16 protein-coding genes and 1 tRNA gene are annotated in these 17,565 nt (G+C 37.7%); 8 read left to right on the forward strand and 9 right to left on the reverse strand.

The window, feature by feature from the left end:
- Nucleotides 1–9: 9 nt before the first annotated feature.
- Entirely contained in the window at nucleotides 10–1,134 is a 1,125-nt protein-coding gene (gene adeD, locus HMPREF0013_RS16150) for a multidrug efflux RND transporter periplasmic adaptor subunit AdeD (RefSeq protein WP_002119008.1), read from the reverse strand.
- A gap of 78 nt (nucleotides 1,135–1,212) precedes the next feature.
- On the opposite strand from adeD, the gene HMPREF0013_RS16155 reads away from it, so the two are divergent.
- A complete protein-coding gene (locus HMPREF0013_RS16155; RefSeq protein ID WP_002118929.1) occupies nucleotides 1,213–1,830 on the forward strand; it encodes a TetR/AcrR family transcriptional regulator in 618 nt (205 codons plus the stop codon).
- Nucleotides 1,831–1,972: 142 nt separating this feature from the next.
- Here HMPREF0013_RS16155 and HMPREF0013_RS16160 read toward each other — a convergent pair whose 3' ends face one another.
- On the reverse strand, nucleotides 1,973–2,527 hold the full coding sequence (locus tag HMPREF0013_RS16160; protein ID WP_019767524.1) for a TetR/AcrR family transcriptional regulator: 555 nt from the start codon (nucleotides 2,525–2,527) through the stop codon (nucleotides 1,973–1,975).
- A 717-nt stretch (nucleotides 2,528–3,244) separates the two neighbouring features.
- Here HMPREF0013_RS16160 and HMPREF0013_RS25450 point away from each other — a divergent pair.
- The 3 genes from HMPREF0013_RS25450 to HMPREF0013_RS25350 all read left to right on the forward strand — a co-directional run bounded on the left by HMPREF0013_RS25450 (nucleotide 3,245) and on the right by HMPREF0013_RS25350 (nucleotide 4,683).
- Complete coding sequence (locus tag HMPREF0013_RS25450; protein ID WP_005073008.1) at nucleotides 3,245–3,547, forward strand: hypothetical protein; 303 nt, start codon at nucleotides 3,245–3,247, stop codon at nucleotides 3,545–3,547.
- 226 nt (nucleotides 3,548–3,773) lie between these two features.
- Nucleotides 3,774–4,256: a hypothetical protein gene (locus HMPREF0013_RS16165; protein WP_005803882.1), complete on the forward strand. Its 483-nt coding sequence runs from the start codon at nucleotides 3,774–3,776 to the stop codon at nucleotides 4,254–4,256.
- Between the two features lie 232 nt (nucleotides 4,257–4,488).
- Nucleotides 4,489–4,683, forward strand: a complete 195-nt coding sequence (locus tag HMPREF0013_RS25350) for a hypothetical protein (protein WP_002118653.1) — start codon at nucleotides 4,489–4,491, stop codon at nucleotides 4,681–4,683.
- A gap of 81 nt (nucleotides 4,684–4,764) precedes the next feature.
- On the opposite strand, the gene HMPREF0013_RS16170 is transcribed toward HMPREF0013_RS25350, so the two are convergent.
- From HMPREF0013_RS16170 to greB, 3 genes are all read right to left on the reverse strand, one after another.
- A complete protein-coding gene (locus HMPREF0013_RS16170) occupies nucleotides 4,765–5,643 on the reverse strand; it encodes a MetQ/NlpA family ABC transporter substrate-binding protein (protein WP_002118503.1) in 879 nt (292 codons plus the stop codon).
- A gap of 447 nt (nucleotides 5,644–6,090) precedes the next feature.
- Nucleotides 6,091–6,180, reverse strand: a tRNA-Ser gene (locus tag HMPREF0013_RS16175).
- An 89-nt stretch (nucleotides 6,181–6,269) separates the two neighbouring features.
- Nucleotides 6,270–6,764, reverse strand: coding sequence for a transcription elongation factor GreB (gene greB, locus HMPREF0013_RS16180; protein WP_002118865.1), 495 nt, complete (start codon nucleotides 6,762–6,764; stop codon nucleotides 6,270–6,272).
- A gap of 372 nt (nucleotides 6,765–7,136) precedes the next feature.
- Between greB and HMPREF0013_RS16185 the strand changes: the two genes are divergently transcribed.
- On the forward strand, nucleotides 7,137–8,249 hold the full coding sequence (locus HMPREF0013_RS16185; RefSeq protein WP_002118835.1) for a transglycosylase SLT domain-containing protein: 1,113 nt from the start codon (nucleotides 7,137–7,139) through the stop codon (nucleotides 8,247–8,249).
- Nucleotides 8,250–8,339: 90 nt separating this feature from the next.
- On the opposite strand, the gene HMPREF0013_RS16190 is transcribed toward HMPREF0013_RS16185, so the two are convergent.
- A complete protein-coding gene (locus HMPREF0013_RS16190; RefSeq protein WP_002118641.1) occupies nucleotides 8,340–8,723 on the reverse strand; it encodes an SCP2 sterol-binding domain-containing protein in 384 nt (127 codons plus the stop codon).
- 204 nt (nucleotides 8,724–8,927) lie between these two features.
- Nucleotides 8,928–9,833: a tRNA 2-thiocytidine(32) synthetase TtcA gene (ttcA, locus tag HMPREF0013_RS16195; protein WP_002118895.1), complete on the reverse strand. Its 906-nt coding sequence runs from the start codon at nucleotides 9,831–9,833 to the stop codon at nucleotides 8,928–8,930.
- Nucleotides 9,834–10,337: 504 nt separating this feature from the next.
- Between ttcA and HMPREF0013_RS16200 the strand changes: the two genes are divergently transcribed.
- Nucleotides 10,338–11,198, forward strand: coding sequence for a lytic transglycosylase domain-containing protein (locus HMPREF0013_RS16200; RefSeq protein WP_002118598.1), 861 nt, complete (start codon nucleotides 10,338–10,340; stop codon nucleotides 11,196–11,198).
- Nucleotides 11,199–11,456: 258 nt separating this feature from the next.
- On the forward strand, nucleotides 11,457–12,362 hold the full coding sequence (gene htpX / locus HMPREF0013_RS16205; RefSeq protein WP_002118851.1) for a protease HtpX: 906 nt from the start codon (nucleotides 11,457–11,459) through the stop codon (nucleotides 12,360–12,362).
- 48 nt (nucleotides 12,363–12,410) lie between these two features.
- On the opposite strand, the gene HMPREF0013_RS16210 is transcribed toward htpX, so the two are convergent.
- Together HMPREF0013_RS16210 and HMPREF0013_RS16215 are read right to left on the reverse strand one after the other, a co-directional pair.
- Nucleotides 12,411–12,986, reverse strand: a complete 576-nt coding sequence (locus HMPREF0013_RS16210) for a DUF4112 domain-containing protein (protein WP_005803886.1) — start codon at nucleotides 12,984–12,986, stop codon at nucleotides 12,411–12,413.
- A 72-nt stretch (nucleotides 12,987–13,058) separates the two neighbouring features.
- Nucleotides 13,059–16,154 carry a multidrug efflux RND transporter permease subunit gene (locus HMPREF0013_RS16215; protein WP_002118960.1) on the reverse strand — a complete coding sequence of 1,032 codons (3,096 nt, stop codon included), beginning with the start codon at nucleotides 16,152–16,154 and terminating at the stop codon, nucleotides 13,059–13,061.
- A 263-nt stretch (nucleotides 16,155–16,417) separates the two neighbouring features.
- Between HMPREF0013_RS16215 and HMPREF0013_RS16220 the strand changes: the two genes are divergently transcribed.
- Entirely contained in the window at nucleotides 16,418–17,560 is a 1,143-nt protein-coding gene (locus HMPREF0013_RS16220; RefSeq protein ID WP_002119000.1) for a glycerophosphodiester phosphodiesterase, read from the forward strand.
- Nucleotides 17,561–17,565: the final 5 nt, after the last annotated feature.

Below are 17,565 nucleotides of genomic sequence, written 5' to 3' on the forward strand. Positions count from 1 at the left end.
ACGCAATCCTCAACTCATTGGGGTAGGTTCAATCGTCATGCCGGCACTTAAGCCTTGCAGACCCTCAACAATGACTTGATCTCCTGCTTTCAAGCCAGAGGTCACTAACCAACGATTATCAATTGCATCGCCCAGAGTAATTTTTCGTTGCTCGGCTTTATTATCTTTTCCAACAATCCAAACAAGTGGATTTCCTTCTGCGTCTCGGAATAGCGCACCTTGAGGAATTAAAACGCTGTTAGGACGTGTTCCCGTTCCAAGTTCTGCCCGCACATACAGGCCGGGCAATAACGCATTATTGGGATTGGGAAATGCTGCACGTAAGGTGACACTTCCTGTCGCCTCATCTACAGCAACATCACTAAACTTAAAAGTCCCCTGTTCTGCATAGGCAGTGCCATTCTCAAGCTTCAAACGTACTGAAAGTTCAGTCGGTTTTATTCCATTTTCAGTAAGCTGTTTACGCAGTGCCATGTATTCATCACTCGACTGAGTCAAATCGACATACATGGGGTCAAGTTTTTGAATCGTTGCTAAAGGATCTGTTTGAGCAGAGGTGACTAAAGCCCCACGTGTAATGGATGAACGCCCTATCCGTCCTGAAATTGGCGCACTAACTTGTGTGTAACGTAAATTGGTTCGTGCTGTTTTCAGTACAGCTTCGTTTACGGCAACAGTCGCTTTCGCTTGCTCATATGCACTTTGAGCATTATCAAGCTCTTGTTGACTCACCCCATTTACTTTAATTAATTCTTTATAGCGCTCAGCTTGTAAACGAGTCGAATTTACAGTGGCTTTTGCTAATGCAAGATTACCAGCGGCTTCATCCACGCCATCCCGATAGAGTGATGAATCAATTTTATAAAGTGGTTGGCCTTTGCTTACTTGCGTACCTTCTTTAAATAATTGCTCTATTACTACTCCATTGACTTGTGGGCGGACCTGAGAAATTTCAGAGGCCACCGTTCTTCCAGCCAATTGATAGTTAGATTCAATCGTCTCTGGTTTTATAGTGATCGTGCCTACCTGCTGAATATTTTTAGGGGCAGGCGGATCAGAATCACATCCATTAAGAAAAAGTAGCAAAGGTAATAACCACAAGTACTTATGATTAAAAAAAACCGAACCAAACATATTTTGGCACCCTAGACTTATAGACAATTTATTTACTTTACTGTAAAGTAAATAAATATGATGTGCAAGAAAACTGATATGCTAAAAAAATCACCAGGTCGTCCGTCTCGAATTCGCCCTATTATTGTGGCAGCAGCCCGTGAACTATTCCTTGAGCATGGGTTAGAAGTCCGCTTAGAAACTGTTGCTGCAAAAGCCGGTACAAATCGACAAACTTTATATAATCACTTCCCGACCAAGACAGCTCTACTTATTGAAGTTTTTGATCATTTAAAAGCAGAAATGGAAGCACCTTTCATTGAACAGCATGAATTGAAAAATAAGCGTCTAGATCAATTATTGTTAGAAATTGGGCAGTCTGTACAAAATCATTTTTATCATATTGACGTCATTCGCCTGCAAAGATTGCTGATTATTGCCTTAGTTGAAATGAAGGAAATTCTTCCTAAAATTCAGCAACGTACTCAAGGGAATATTAAAAGATCTTTAACCGATATTCTTGCAACTGCACACAATGCTGGTATTGTTAAAATTGATCAGCCAGAGGAAGCAACAAAGGCTTTTCTCGGTGCCGTAATGGGTTATACCTATCCAGCTACACTGATTAGTGGAAATATTCCGACTCCAGAAGAACTAAAACAGTTAAATGAAGAAGTGTGTCGTACCTTTTTAAAAGCATGGCAATATAAAGAATAGCCCCACAACAAAAGCCCTTATGACAAAAAGGGCTTTTTAAATTAGACATTTAAACATCGTATCAATTATTAATAGCTTGAAGAAACATCTGGCAAACTCACTTAAGCAGATTTAACAGGAATATTTTCATGCTTCATTCATCCTATTTAAACTGCTTCAAAAAACAGTCTAATATCATCTCTCTATCCCCTACTTGACCCGAGCTTAAAAGCTGAATAATAGTCCCCTCAATCATATATAAAAATAATTTGGCGTCCTGAAAAGAAGCATCTTTTTTTAGTTTTATTAACTGACTATAGATTTCATTAAGCAACCATGTTCTATATCTCATTGCGGTGATATAGGCTTTTGGATAGGTCAGTTTGATTTCAAAAATTGCTTTAAATAATAGATAGTAAAGCCCCTCCAAATCGGTGTGTAAGACATAAAGTTTCTTAAGTTTATCCACCACACTTGTTTGACTGGTGTACTCAACCATTGAAACTACTTTTTCTTTTAAACGTTCTTTTTGCACGATCATGCAGATTTCGATAAAACGCTCTTTAGAGTGAAAGTAATGATAAAAAGTCGCTTTTGGAATTTGAGACTCTTTCACGATTCTGTCGACTCCAACGGTATGAAATCCGTAGTTGTGAAACAGATTAATTGATTTATTTACGACTTGTATGGCACGTGGGGAGATCACTAAATTTGGCATAGTTTTACCGTTATAAAAATTCTTGTTGTATGTAAACGAGATACTTTTTTGGGAGAAAAAAAGGTATAGCAAAGCCGTTAAGACTGTGTTTTGCACATCTCAAGTTTTATTGTTGATTAAGTTTTTGGTCGCGACGAATTAAAGCCTGAAAGCGCTAATAGCTATCAAGCTACTTATAAATTTAAGTAGTGTCGATATAGACTTTGGCAAAGGCTGCCAAGAAATTAAGAATGTGCAAAGCCAACTCCTTTTTATTTGAAGTTCCGCCAGACATTTATAGAATTATGGTGGCAGAACGAAAGGGGGTTAGCAGACTGGTCAAACGTGGCCAGCACACCCGAAGGTGTCCCCCTCCCGTTCCGCCGCAGAGGGGGCACGAGGGCTCAACACTAAAAGTATGAAACTTTTAATGCACGTTTGATGCGGTCTGCTAAAACCGACTGGCAATGTGGCCAGCAGGCAAAGAATAGTGCCCTGTTCTATTGCAGTCAAGCACACAAAATGACATTTGTTTTAAATTAGATCATTAAAAAGTAAGGATAAATAATAAGAGAGCTATTGTTAAATGAGGGTTTATAAAGGGGGAAAGAAATTGGCTTGGGAGGCTGTTCAATTCTTTAGGATAGAAATAGAGTCTTAAAAAAGAGTATATTCTGATATTTAATGATTCATTCAGGAAATAAAAAATGATTTCACTATTTAAAAGCAGGAATTTAAATGATAAATATAATTTTATTTAGTATTATATTAGGAGTACTCACTTCTCTAGTCTCAATTTTTCTTACAGAAAAAATAACAAATCTATTTTTTAATAAAAAAGAATTTTCTGAAAATTATATAATGTTTTCAAAAGTCTTCTATATTTTTTTATTTATGATTTTTTCAATCTTTTTCTCTATTTTCATAAGAAAATATTACCCTCTTTATTTTGAAGAAAGCTTAAGACATATTTTTATAAAAGGGTATTTCTCGACCTATTTTATAATTTTTCTCATGTTTGCTTTTCGGAAAGGTACTTAATATGTATAAATTTTTCAGATAAAAAGAATATAGATTAGATAAGTTATTTAGTAAATGTTTTTCTAAAACTAATATAAATTTAAGCCTGATAGCTTTGATCTATTAAAAAACAAATAAAGCAACCAGCCAAAACAAACTATTTCAATGTGGTTCTATATAAATATCTGATATAAGCTGTGTTGTGTATTTTAGGAAAATTTAACTTATAAAGACAAGGTAAGAATAGGTGAAGATAATCTTATTAGTATTGAGTAGTCTACTTATAGCACTTACAGCTATTTATTTTTTTAATAAAAAAGAATCTGAGATATCTCCAAAAGAATTTGTTCTCAATTGGGGAGAAAGAATGAAAAACTCACCGAATGGTGGCCCAGGAAGAAATTGCTTCCCTACCGCTTACTCAGTAATTCGTTACCCTGAATTAAAAGAAGAATTATTAGAAGCTAAAAAACTCAATTTATTTCATCCAGATCAATCAGGAAATGGACTTTTACAGATTCCTTTAAAAAACTGTTTTAGTGAAGCAAAACTTGTTGAACTAAAATTTGATAAATCTAGAAATATGGCTTGGGCTGTATATCGCTGTGAGAAAGATGGAATGGGGCTAGAAGTAAAATTATCTAGCTTTGAGGAATGGTGCAGCTATACCACATATCTAAAAAGATGGAACTTTCCAATAGGAAAATATACTCCTATTTCTATGCCTTAGAGGTTTTTATCCAGCCACCTGTTATATATTCCGCCACTGATACAAGATAAAATATACCGATATCTAGGAAAGTATTCTCTCCTACACGCTATAAACAATAAAATTTAATGAGAAGTTATGGATAACTGGAAGCATATCATCACCGCCTTTGTTGTGACTATTATTTATTGCAACAATATTAATCCCTTTATTTTCAAGGTTTAACCCTCTAAAACTTACTTTAGCTTGTTTCTTGTTTTCTACTTTAGGTTTTGGTGTAGCAGCTACCTATGGCCGTAAATCTAATAATCGAGGAATAGATGGTGATTGGGGAGCACATGGCTTATGGAAAGAGATATTTAATCTAGAACTAGTAACTATCAGCGTAGGTGTGGGAGTTTTAATTACTCTTATACTTATGTTAGCAATTTATTTTTCTAGAGAATAATATTCTTAAACTAATAAATAAAAAGCTAAGCCCCATCACCGAGACTTAGCTTTTAAAAATAATTTTAAATTAAAAAATTACTTATTTGATGTCTGCAAATTCAGAAACAGGCTTGTTCACTTCAACTTTTGTTCCACCGAATTTTTCGCTCACAAACTTTTGAACTTTAGGTAAGTGGTAAAGTTCACCAAGTTTTGTATAGATCGGGTCGTTTTTGTTCGCTTCAGCAACACCTAACAAATTCACATAAAGCTTTGTAGACTGGTCAATAGGCTCACGGAAGATAGAATCTTTCATTACATTGAGACCACCCTCAAGTGCCAATGTATTACCTAACACAATCGCGTCTACATCGTTTTTAACACGAACGGCTGTAGTCATTTGAATTGGTTTTAATTGTAAGTTTTTAGGGTTTTCAACGACGTCATTGGTCGTCCCTTTTACAGGGTCAAAGTCTGGTTTGAGTTTAATCAGTTTAGCAGACTGTAATAATGTTAAAGCACGCGCTTCATTGGCAGTATCGTTTGGAATCGCGATAGTTGCGCCTTGTGGGAACTCTTCAACAGATTTAACTTTATTTGCATAAATACCCATTGGCTCTAGGTAAGTTGTCGCAACAGCAGCAACTTTAGCTGTATTTGAAGAGTTATAAGCTGCCAAATAGTTAAATGACTGGAACGCATTTACGTCTTGTTCGCCACTTGCTACAGATGTATTCAATACAACATAGTCAGTTAGGTTAGTCACTTCGAGTTTAATGCCCGCTTGAGCAGTTTCAGGAAGCGTTGCAACGTATTTCCATACGTCTGTGTCTGAACCTGTAGAAACCAGTTTAATAGTTCGTACTGACTCAGTTTTATCTTTAGCTGAAGCTGTATTTTCAGTTTTTGCAGGTTCTTTATTACATGCAGTCAGTGTTAGAACAGATGCGCTGAACAGAACACTAAATAATTTTTTCATAGATACATCCTAAAATAGGAAACACCTACTCTACAAAAGAGTCAGGCATTGCCAACCAATGGGTCAAAATACAATTTTGGGGCGGAAATGATTTCCAGATATCGGGTTTAGAAAACTGAATTCAGCATCATTCCTTCCTTGAACTTGCTCGCTGAACAATAGAATTATGTTTTGAAACAGTTTCTAAATATTGGCTCATCATATATCAATAAATGAATATTCTACAAATAACTTGTTCGATTCTGATATATAGAAGCTTAATTGGTAAGATATTGAAAATAAAAAATATATTATATAAATATAGTAATTTTGATTAAAATATATACTTGTTTGATTTATATGAAATTTTCAGGATTTATTAGCAGTATTTAAGCTAAATCTTACTGTAATGTAGACACTAGGTATAAAAAAAAGCCCTTGTCATTAACAAGGGCTTTTTTAAGAATCTGGCGGAAGCGGTGAGATTCGAACTCACGGAGGACTCACACCCTCGTCGGTTTTCAAGACCGGTGCATTAAACCGCTCTGCCACGCTTCCAACGAGCGCTATAATATAAATAAAAATTGAAGTTGGCAAATCTTTTATTTAATTTTTAATTCAACCGCTCAAAATAAACACAAATCTATTTAAATTTCTGAGTTTTCTGTCTTTTCATAGCGAATTGTATTGATATACCACAGCTTTTTTCCTGATGGCGTGTGTACTTCAATCTCATCATCGACTTCTTTGCCGAGCAATGCGCGAGCCATAGGTGACTCAATCGAGATATGTTGAGGGTGATGATCATAAATTTCATCAATTCCAACAATACGTAAAGTTTTTTGCTCACCTTCTTCGTTTTCAATCTCGACCCAAGCACCAAAATAAACTTTGCCGTCTTGCTCAGGAGAGTAATCAACAATTTTTAATTCTTCTAAGCGTTTTCCTAAATAACGTACACGTCGATCAATTTTTCTGAGGAGCTGCTTATTATATTGATAATCCGCGTTTTCACTGCGGTCACCTAAGCTTGCAGCCCAGTTTACTTTTTTGGTGATTTCCGGACGTTCTTCATGCCAAAGTTGTTTTAATTCAGCAACTAATTTGTCATGCCCTGACCGAGTGATTAAGTTAGATTTCATGATTAAAAACCACTGTTCAACAACATATCGCTTACAAGATGTAGCATTTTATACCCTATTTTCTCACATCAGAAGTGTATAAATTTTCTTCCTTAAGAAATTCATGTGTTTATGATGATATATCGAAGTTTTAATTGTACAAAATTTGACATTACTTTTTTTCAATATTATGATGCGCGCAGTTTAAATGTTGAGCATTTTTTAACCCACTCGAAGACTATGTAGATTTTCTACACAGTTTGTTTTTTTCATTTCATGTCATTTTGAATGACGTCATGACTGCCCACCCCTTATTGAATTTATCAACTTTTAGAAGTTATGGCAGCTTTTTGTCTGACTTTTAGGGCATAAATTATCTGTAGCGGAGACAACATGCACAGTAATTCAAGTTCTGGGTCGAGGCTTTGCCTTAACTCTTTATTTTCTTCTCTCCCGTTAAAAGCGCTTGCACTCAGTACTATATTTCTCCCATTTCATAGTCTTAATGCAGGAAAAACCCTACAGTACAATACTGTAGTTAACACAAACACTTTAACTGTTGTTGCGGTAGAAAGCCCGACAACCGTTTTCAAAGAAGATCAGTTTTTACATGGTTTTGGTTACGACTTAGCACGTAACTATGCGCAGAACCTAAATGTAAAGCTGGACTTTAAAATCGTGGCAGACAATGCCACTGCTCTTAGATGGGTTCAGCAAGGTAAAGCAAACTTTGCGATGACTACAGCAGGTTTAAGCACAATCGAAAACAAAGGTTTAATGTCGTTTTCTGCAAGTTGTGGTGACACAGCAAATTTGCAAAAAAATGGCTTAAATCCTGAGTTGAGTTGGGTATTTAAACAGGCTGATGACCCACTCACACAGACCGCCAGCGGCTTTGTATGCCAAAGTAAGCAAAATGGTGTGACCGAGCAGCTTGCCTCTTTTTATAACCGCAATGTGGTGAAACCAGAAGCATGGTCAACCATTCAACGTGACTTAAGCACACGTTTACCGATTTACAAAGCGAGCTTTAAGCAAAGCGCAGCGAAGTATGATCTAGATTGGCATTTACTTGCCGCAATTGGTTATCAAGAGTCATATTTAAAGCCAGAATCTGTTTCTCCCACAGGTGTTCGCGGCTTAATGATGCTAACCAATAGCACTGCTCGAGCAATGGGTGTAAGCAATCGTAGCGATCCTGCTCAGAGTATTCAGGGCGGCGCGAAGTATTACGATCTGATGCTAACCGAATTTGATAATATTCCGTTCCCTGATCGGAACTGGTATGCGCTTGTGGCCTATAACATGGGACCAGGTGCGGTAAGTCAGATTCAGAAGCGCTTGCAATCTCAAGGGAAAGATCCGAACAAATGGGTCAACCTCTATGACTATTTGCAAAGTAATAAAACGCGAAATGGTCGATATAAGCAAGCGGTTCAATATGTCACTCGTATTCGTGCTTATCTTGAACATATCAAAACGGCGCAAACACGAATCAATATCTAATTTTTATTTTTAAAAGTTGATAAATTCATTGTTTGTACAAATAAAAAGCTTACCTCTATGGGTAAGCTTTTTATATGAATTCTTTTAGATTTAAGCAGTATGCTCTAATACTTTCTTAAACAAATCTTTTTGTTCTTGGCTTGGCTTAGCTGTTTGTAAAGCCATTAATTGAGACATGTCGCCTTGAACTTTAATTTTACCAGTCATGAATGCCTGCATAGCAGCAGCCATATCAAACTCTAAGAATACTTTACGTAAAGTTTCAGCATCCATATTTAAAGTTGTTTTGGCATTTGAAGACAAACCTTTTTGGATTTTACCCCCATCTAAAGCTAATTCGGTATTTCCAGAAGCATCTGTCACTACTAAATTAATTGCCAAGTTCGCAAGAGCGGGCGGCAAATTAAGATCACCTGCTTCAGCAGTTAATTTTTCGACAGTCGCAAACCAATCTTCAGTTAAAAATGCAGGCATGATTCTTCCTCAAATTTATTTGTTCAATTTCTCTGGTTGTCTATCCAGACAACATCATGTGAAGCAATTCTGCTTGTGGCTTGTTATAGCATGTAATTTAAATTTTGGGCTATGACTTTTTGTACGGAACATTCATTTTTTAGTATTTTGATACATTAAAGGCACTTGTTTATAAAGTGCCTTTAACATTCTTTATGCTAGCGTTTATTCAGCAGCAAAGCTTAAGTTCACGACATCTAAACGGTTCTTAAGTTCTTCCGGATCTTTAATATCCAACTCGCGCTGAGAATCTAGAGCCTCGAAATCAAACAATTCGCGGTCTGCTAACTGAGACGGAGATACGTTTTGTAATGCCCCGAAAATGCTGTGTAAGCGCTTCGGATATTGTTTATCCCATTCACGTAGCATTTCATTAAGCATTGCGCGTTGTAAGTTTTCCTGCGAACCACAAAGGTTACATGGAATGATTGGGAACTGACGAATCTCGGCATATTTAATAATGTCTTTTTCTTCAACATATGCCAAAGGACGAATCAAAATGTTCTTTTTATCTGACGATAAAAGCTTTGGAGGCATCGCCTTTAAGCTACCGCCATGGAACAAATTCAAGAAGAACGTTGCAATGATGTCATCACGGTGGTGACCTAAAGCAACTTTAGTGGCACCAATCTCTTGTGCAAAGCCATATAAAGAACCACGGCGTAAACGTGAACATACTGCACAGTAGGTTTTACCTTCCGGCGTTAAGCGTTTAGTAATGGTATAGGTGTCTTTTTCTAAAATGTAATATGGAATGTTGTTCTCTTCCATATAACGAGGCAAAACATCTTCAGGAAAGCCTGGTTGTTTTTGGTCGAGGTTAACCGCAACCACCTCAAAATTAATCGGTGCGATACGCTTAAACTGCAACAAAATATCGAGCAAGGTATAACTGTCTTTACCACCAGACACACACACCATGACCTTATCGCCATCTTCAATCATATTGAAGTCACGAATAGCATGCCCAACTTGACGGCGAAGCTTCTTGAGCAAACGGTAATAGGCCGAGCTTGTTGGAAGTTCAGGCTTAAAATTAAATCCCTGATTGGACTCAACTGGCGCGTACATAGACGAGATATACCCATAAATAAAAATACCGCGCAATTTTATATGATTCAGAAGAGAATCGCATCAAAAGAATAGTTTCAATTCTTGAAGTCGTCACATTGCTCGTGCATGATGCAAAACACATGCTCTATTTTGACTGAAGCGTTCAAAATTTGTGCAAAATGCTTACTTTTTGGACTTTTCCACAGTTTTCCACAAAACCTGTGGATAAAATTGTGGATTTCTTCGTACTTGACAAACTGTTTTGGCCTTCTGTTAAGGGTTTTCTTTAAATTGATCATTTTTTAACCAATGTTTTTTGTTATTAATAATCAACAAGTTAACCATGTCAATAGAATCATTTTAAAAAAATTTTTTAATTTTTTTTGATGAGCATTCGAACAAATCAGCTTGATTTTTTGAAAGAGTCGAAATAAAAAAAATTACACAAATCTTCTTTAAGTAATATTTTTTGATAAACTCTTTTGCAAGTTTTGAGTACCTAAAAATTGTGAATAACATAAAATGAAAAATTCGGTTCAATTTCTTGTTTCTTGTTTGCTGGGGATGACCACTTTTACGGTCGGCACAACTTCGAGTTCAGCGGGTCAAATGTATATTTACCAAGATAAAAACGGTAGTACATTGCTCACCAACCGAAAAAGCTATGACCACTCCCTTAAAAAAGTAAAAGTGACCTATTACCCTGATAGTAATATTCACAGTTATACAAACTGGGGAGCATCAGAAGCTTCTGTTTTGCCAAGCTACAATAAAAATAAGAACGCTTTCGACCACATTATTAGACAAGCTGCACAACAACATGGTGTTTCAGAAGGTCTAATTAAAGCCGTTATGCACACCGAGTCAGGATTTAACGTAAGAGCTCGTTCGCCAGTAGGTGCTCAAGGGTTAATGCAGCTCATGCCTGCGACTGCCCGTCGTTTTAATGTCTCTAACGCCTATGACCCGCAACAAAATATTTTTGCAGGCGCTAAATATTTAAGCTGGTTACTCAAGCGTTTTAATGGAAACACGCAAATGGCACTTGCGGCTTACAATGCCGGTGAAGGTAATGTCGACAAATATGGCGGTATTCCCCCTTTCCGTGAAACACAAGATTATGTGCGCCGTGTAACAAGTCGATACCAAAACCTATATGCATCGGGTTCAGGTTTTTCATCTTTTACAAATACTTCAGTACAAACCGTTTCACATCCTTCTAATTTGGCAGAAAACACAACAGCTCAAATCTCAGCACCAGCACCTAAATATTCATCTTCTCGTCAAATCGTGACTTTATCTGACGGTACCTATACCGATGCACCAACAGGCACTTATGTCACCAATAATGCCACCGCAATTGCCCATATACGAATTGAATAAACAGTAAAGAAGAACGGCGGCTCGCAGTTCTATTTAGGTTAGTTCAGATGTTTTAAATTGTAATGATCTATTACCTGATCTTTACCATTTTGACGAACTTAGCCAATTATTCTTTAAATTTAGGCACATTCTGCTAAATGAAAGAATGTATCAATTCCTTATTTTTTTCTTGAATTTTTCCCCCAAGCCCCGCATATTAGCTTCATGATTTCGAATTTGTAAATCAGATAACATTTTATTTATAAGAGGATTTTCTCAATGATGCGGATTGGTTTGTTTTTGCTTACCAACCTCGCGGTACTGGTTGTAGCTGGCATTATTTTGTCACTCTTCGGTGTCGGTAGTTACCATGGCGCGGGTGGCTTGAATCTAGGCAACCTTTTAGTGATCTGTTTTGTGTTTGGTATGGTGGGATCTTTAATCTCGTTATTCATGTCAAAATGGATGGCTAAGAAAACGACCGGTACAGAACTGATCGACCCGAATGCTCCTCGTAACCAAGCTGAAAGCTGGTTATTGCAAACAGTCGCTGAACTTTCTCAACGTGCTGGTATTAATATGCCAGAGGTTGGTATTTTTCCATCATATCAATCCAATGCCTTTGCAACAGGCTGGAACAAAAATGATGCCTTAGTTGCCGTTTCATCTGGTCTACTTGAACGTATGAACAAAGATGAGCTACGTGCTGTGCTTGCGCACGAGATTGGTCACGTTGCGAATGGTGACATGGTTACCCTAGCGCTCATCCAAGGTGTTGTGAACGCCTTTGTTATGTTCTTTGCTCGTGTAGTTGGTGACTTTATCGACCGTAATGTCTTTGGTCGTCAAGACGATGAAGCCCCGGGTATGGGTTACTTCATTATTACCATGGTATTGGATATCGTCTTTGGTATTCTCGCTTCTGCCATTGTGATGTGGTTCTCTCGTTATCGTGAATACCGTGCTGATGAAGCAGGTGCACGTTTAGCAGGTAAACAAGCAATGATTTCTGCATTATTACGTCTCCAAGCTGAGACGGAAATGCCAGATCAAATGCCAAAAGAAATGAAAGCCTTCGCAATTGCGGAAGGTAAAGAACAAGGTTTCAGCTTAGCTGCTTTGTTCCAAACCCACCCAACAATTGAACAGCGTGTGGCAGCTTTACATCAATTAGATTGCCCATAAAACGTTTAATGTAAAAATAAAGCCTCCAAATGGAGGCTTTATTTTTTATTACATGGTTTGATAGAAACTCCAAAGATAGCTTGCGCCCCACCAAACAGCTAATCCAATTAAAAGCAGTACAAGCGCACCTACTAAATCGGGAATATGCAACCATAACCAACTGACAACAGGATTTCGCCAGAAAGCTGAGTTCTGCTGCTTCTTTTCGAGCTTTTCATGTAAGTATGGATGAACGACATGAATATCACTCTGAATCGCATATTCTTCGCGTATATGCGTATGAACTACATCTAGTGCTTTTCGACTGGGTCTTATAAAAATATCAAAAATAGTCCCAGCCACAGGAACAAAGCCTACTACAGCATCTACAACAGCGAGTTTGATGACTGGAGTCAACTTATGCTGAGGCACACCAATTTGTTTAGCTTTATAGATGGCATAACAGGTCAATGCGAAACCAGCGACATCACCTGCAATTGGAATCGTACTCAGCGCAGCATCGGCACCAATGCCCTGCTTTGTAAAAGGAATGCGAACCGCACTGTCCATCATGGTTGCAAACTTGGCCAGATCTCGTTCTAGTGCGATGACCTGTTGCTCTGTTAATTTTTTTTCTTGAGGCATTTAAATCAAATATATGAAGAGTAGTTAATCTTAATATACTTGATTTAATACCTATTTTTAAATTGTTTACTTTTAACTAGTAGCTTTCGATCTGAACAAGGAACGCAGCAACACGTACATGACTGGAATAAAGAAAAGAACCAGTACTGTACCAAACATTACGCCACCTAAAATACTAATACCGATTTCTTGACGGCTTACAGCCCCTGCCCCTTGCGCAAAGACAAGAGGAATCACACCTGCACCAAAAGCCAAAGAAGTCATTAAAATCGGTCTTAAACGTAAGCTCGCGCCTTCTAAAGCTGCTTCAATTGCACTCTTCCCTTTTTCTTGAGCCAAGGCGGCGAACTCAACAATTAAAATCGCATTTTTACAAGACAATCCAATTGTGGTTAATAGCGCAATTTGGAAATACACATCATTGGGTAGTCCGAAAATATAAGAGAATATGACACTTCCTCCGACACCTAGCGGAATAGAGGTCATCACAGCGGCTGGAATGCTCAAGCTTTCATATAGAGCAGCTAAACATAAGAAGATAAAGCCTGCAGAGATTAAATATAACCAGACGGCCTGATTTGTCGACTTCTGCTCTTCAAAAGATAGACCGGTCCATGCCAAGCCAACGTCTTTTTGCTGATTTACGAGTTGTTCAACATCTTTCATTGCCTGACCTGAACTACTACCACTTGCAACATCTGCTTGAAGCTGTAAGGCACTATACCCCATATAACGTTTTACAATTTCAGGAGCACCACCCCAACTGAAGTTAGCAAACGAGCTAAAAGGTACCATCTCATTTTGGTTATTACGTACAGACCAATTATATAAATCTTCCGGTTTTGATCTGAACTGGGCATCACCTTGGATCATGACACGCTTGATACGACCACGGTCAATAAAGTCATTTACATACGTTCCACCCCATGCACTCGACAAGGTGTTGTTAATCGCGGGTAGTTCTAATCCATTTGCTAATGCTTGTTTCTGATCAATTTTGATATTGAGGTTTGCTTTACTGTTAGTAGATTGCTTATCAAAGTTTTCAAAACTTGAATAGCTTTTACTCTGCGTTTGCAACTGACGGAAGGTGTTATCTAGAAAATCTTGCCCTTGCCCATTCAAATCTTGAATCCATAAATCCAGACCATCGGTTTGGCCCAAACCATTGACTGAAGCAGGTAATGTCACATTAATTTGTGCATTATTGAACTGACTAAAATATTTCATCGCACGCTTTTGAATAGCGTCAGCTGAATTTTCTTTTCCAGTACGTACATCCCAAGGTTTTAAGGCAATAAATCCCTGTGCCAAGTTCTGGCCTGTACCAGAATAATTTCGACCATAGCGGATCAAAACCAAATCCACATTCTTATCTTCTTGAGTTAAGAAATATTGACGGACTTGTTCTCCAATTTTCTGACTTTGTGAGATCGGGGCACTATCAACAAGCTTAATTTGAACACTTAAAATGCCTTGGTCTTCTTTAGGAATAAATCCACTTTTTAAACCACTATAGAACAGTGCAAAAACTGCAATCAAAGCCACAAAAATCACGATAACTGATTTACTGTAACGGATGCTTGTTTGAACGATTTTGATATATTGATTTTTAAGTTGATCAATTTTTTTATTAAACCAAACTGCCCAGCGCATAGGCTCTGGATTCGGTTTTAAAATTAAGGCACATAAAGCGGGTGTTAAGACTAATGCCACAACGAGTGATAACGCCATAGCTGCAACTAATGTAATGGAAAACTGACGGTAAATCACGCCAATTGAACCACCTAAAAACGACATTGGAATAAAAACAGCAGTTAAAACCAATGTAATTCCGACTAAGGCTCCACTAATTTCTCCCATCGACTCAATGGCTGCCTCTTTCGGCGTTAAATGCTGTTCATGCATGAGCCGTTCAACATTCTCAACCACCACAATCGCATCATCGACTAGCAAACCAATGGCGAGCACCAATGCAAACAGCGTTAAGGTGTTAATACTAAAACCGAGTACATATAAAACAGCAAAAGTTCCTAAAATAACAACAGGAACGGTAATACTCGGAATGAGTGTAGCGCGCCAGCTTTGCAAGAACAGGAACATCACCAAAATAACTAAAATAATGGCTTCAATAAGCGTCTTTACAACTTCCTTAATAGACTCTTGGACAAACGGCGTATTATCTCGTGGATAAACAATTTTATAGCCAGCAGGTAGCTTGGTTGTAAGCTGATCTAGAGTTTGATGGATGAGTTTAGAAGTCTGAATCGCATTTGCACCAGAAGATAGTGAAATGCCTAAACCAGCGGCCGGATAGCCATTAATAGTGTTAAAAGACTGATAATTTTCTGCACCCAACTCGACTCTAGCAATATCTTTTAAGTAGACATAGCTCGCTGTTTGATTTGCTTTCACTACAATATTTTTAAAATCTTCGACTGTTTTTAGTCGAGATCCTGCGGTGACTTTCGTATTTAAATATTGTCCATCAATGACAGGTAAATCACCGATTGCACCTGCGGCAACTTGTGTATTTTGAGCAGTGATTGCATTCGCTACATCACTTGGCATTAAATTATATTGTTTTAATTTCTCTGGATTTAGCCAGATTCGCATCGCATATTGCGAACCGAAAACATCAGACTCACCCACCCCTTCAATACGGTTCAGGTCATCTACCACATGCGTAGTTAAATAGTCCGATAGCTCAATATTGCCCGATTTACCAGTTGAGTCATATAAGCCTACCACCATAAAAGTATCGCCGAGTGACTTACTCACGGTCACCCCTTGGCGTTGTACTTCATCGGGTAAACGTCTTATGACCCCACTAATACTATTTTGTACTTGGACCTGTGCTGTATCTGGATTTGTGCCATTATCAAAACTAATAGTAATTCGGCTACGTCCTGATGAATCACTGGTAGAGCTGAAATAAAGTAAATTATCAATACCTTGTATTTGTTGTTCTAAAATCTGAGTAACACTTTGCTCAACCGTTTGTGCATCCGCACCACTATAACTTGCCGAGACTGTAATTTTAGGAGGGGCAATATCAGGATAGCGCTCTACGGGTAAATTCAGCACCGAGAAAATACCAAATGCCATAACAATAATTGCGAGTACACTGGCAAAAATGGGACGCTGAATAAAAAATTTAGATAGCATGGCTGCTCAGAATTAGGTCGTCAATTAACAGATGGCAATACCAAATTTGCCCTCTTGATCATCAACGAGCGATATAAAAAAGACAAGTAGAATTAACACAATAAATGCAATTAGAACAAAAACAAAGCAAGAACTGGCATTTCCTACAAACCCATAAACAAGGTTTTAACAAGTGTCACTGAAAATTCATGAATTCTTCATGATCACGTCAAGTTCAATCATCAGACTAAATACGTTTCGACTAAAACAATATGAGTAGAATTATGTTTAAAAGAGCACTTTTATGCTTAAGTTTAATTAGCTTGGTTGGTTGTAATGATGACGATAAAACTGAAAACTCACCAACCACACCAGAATATCAACTTCCTAAAATTTTAGTGGTAGGACACCGCGGCGCGAGCGCTTTGCGTCCTGAACACACATTAGCTTCATATCAAAAAGCGATTGATGATGGCGCAGATTTCATTGAACCTGATTTAGTCTCTACAAAAGATGGCGTATTGGTTACTCGTCATGAAAATGAGATTGGTGGAACAACCAATGTAAGCACTTTAACTCAGTTTGCAGACCGTAAAACAACAAAAAATATTGATGGTAAAGACTTAACAGGCTGGTTTACAGAAGACTTCACTTTAAGTGAATTACAGCAGCTTAAAGCGCGTGAACGTATTCCAGAGTTCCGACCAGCAAACACAGCCTATAATGACCTCTACCCTGTCCCGACGCTAGAACAAGTGATTGAACTAGCTGAAGCAAATTATAAGAAAACGGGAAAAATTATTGGTTTATATATTGAAACCAAACATCCGACTTACTTTAAAAATCAGAAACTGGCAATGGAAGATACCCTTCTTAAAACCTTAGCCAAATACAAATATACACGTGATATTGCACCTGTCTATTTACAGTCTTTTGAAGTGAGTAATCTAAAATATTTAAAAGATCAGCTCGACCTTCATAAAACGATTAAACATGCACAAATCATTCAATTATATGACGCTAAAACCTCTCAACCAGCCGACTTCGTTGAATCTGGCGAAACTAAAACTTATGCCGATTTAGCCACAGCACAAGGCTTAAAAGACGTGGCTAAATATGCAAACGGTGTAGGGCCAAGCAAAGGCTATATTCTTAACTTTAATGACAGTGGCTCGGTTCAAACAACTTCGTTTATCACTGATGCACATACAGCTGGGTTAAAAGTACATCCTTATACTTTCCGCCCAGAAAATTATTATTTACCAACGCATTTAAAGTGCAGTCAAGATAAACCAGCGGAGCGCTGTCCATCTGGTGCTTTAAAAGAGTTTGAAGCCTATTTTAAAGCTGGTGTTGATGGTGTCTTTACAGATGATCCAGCACTTGGCCGTGAAGCCGTTATTAATTATGAAAAAGCCACAAAATAATTAAA

The organism is Acinetobacter sp. SH024, from assembly GCF_000163635.1.
In the GTDB taxonomy this organism is placed as follows: Bacteria; Pseudomonadota; Gammaproteobacteria; order Pseudomonadales; family Moraxellaceae; genus Acinetobacter; species Acinetobacter pittii.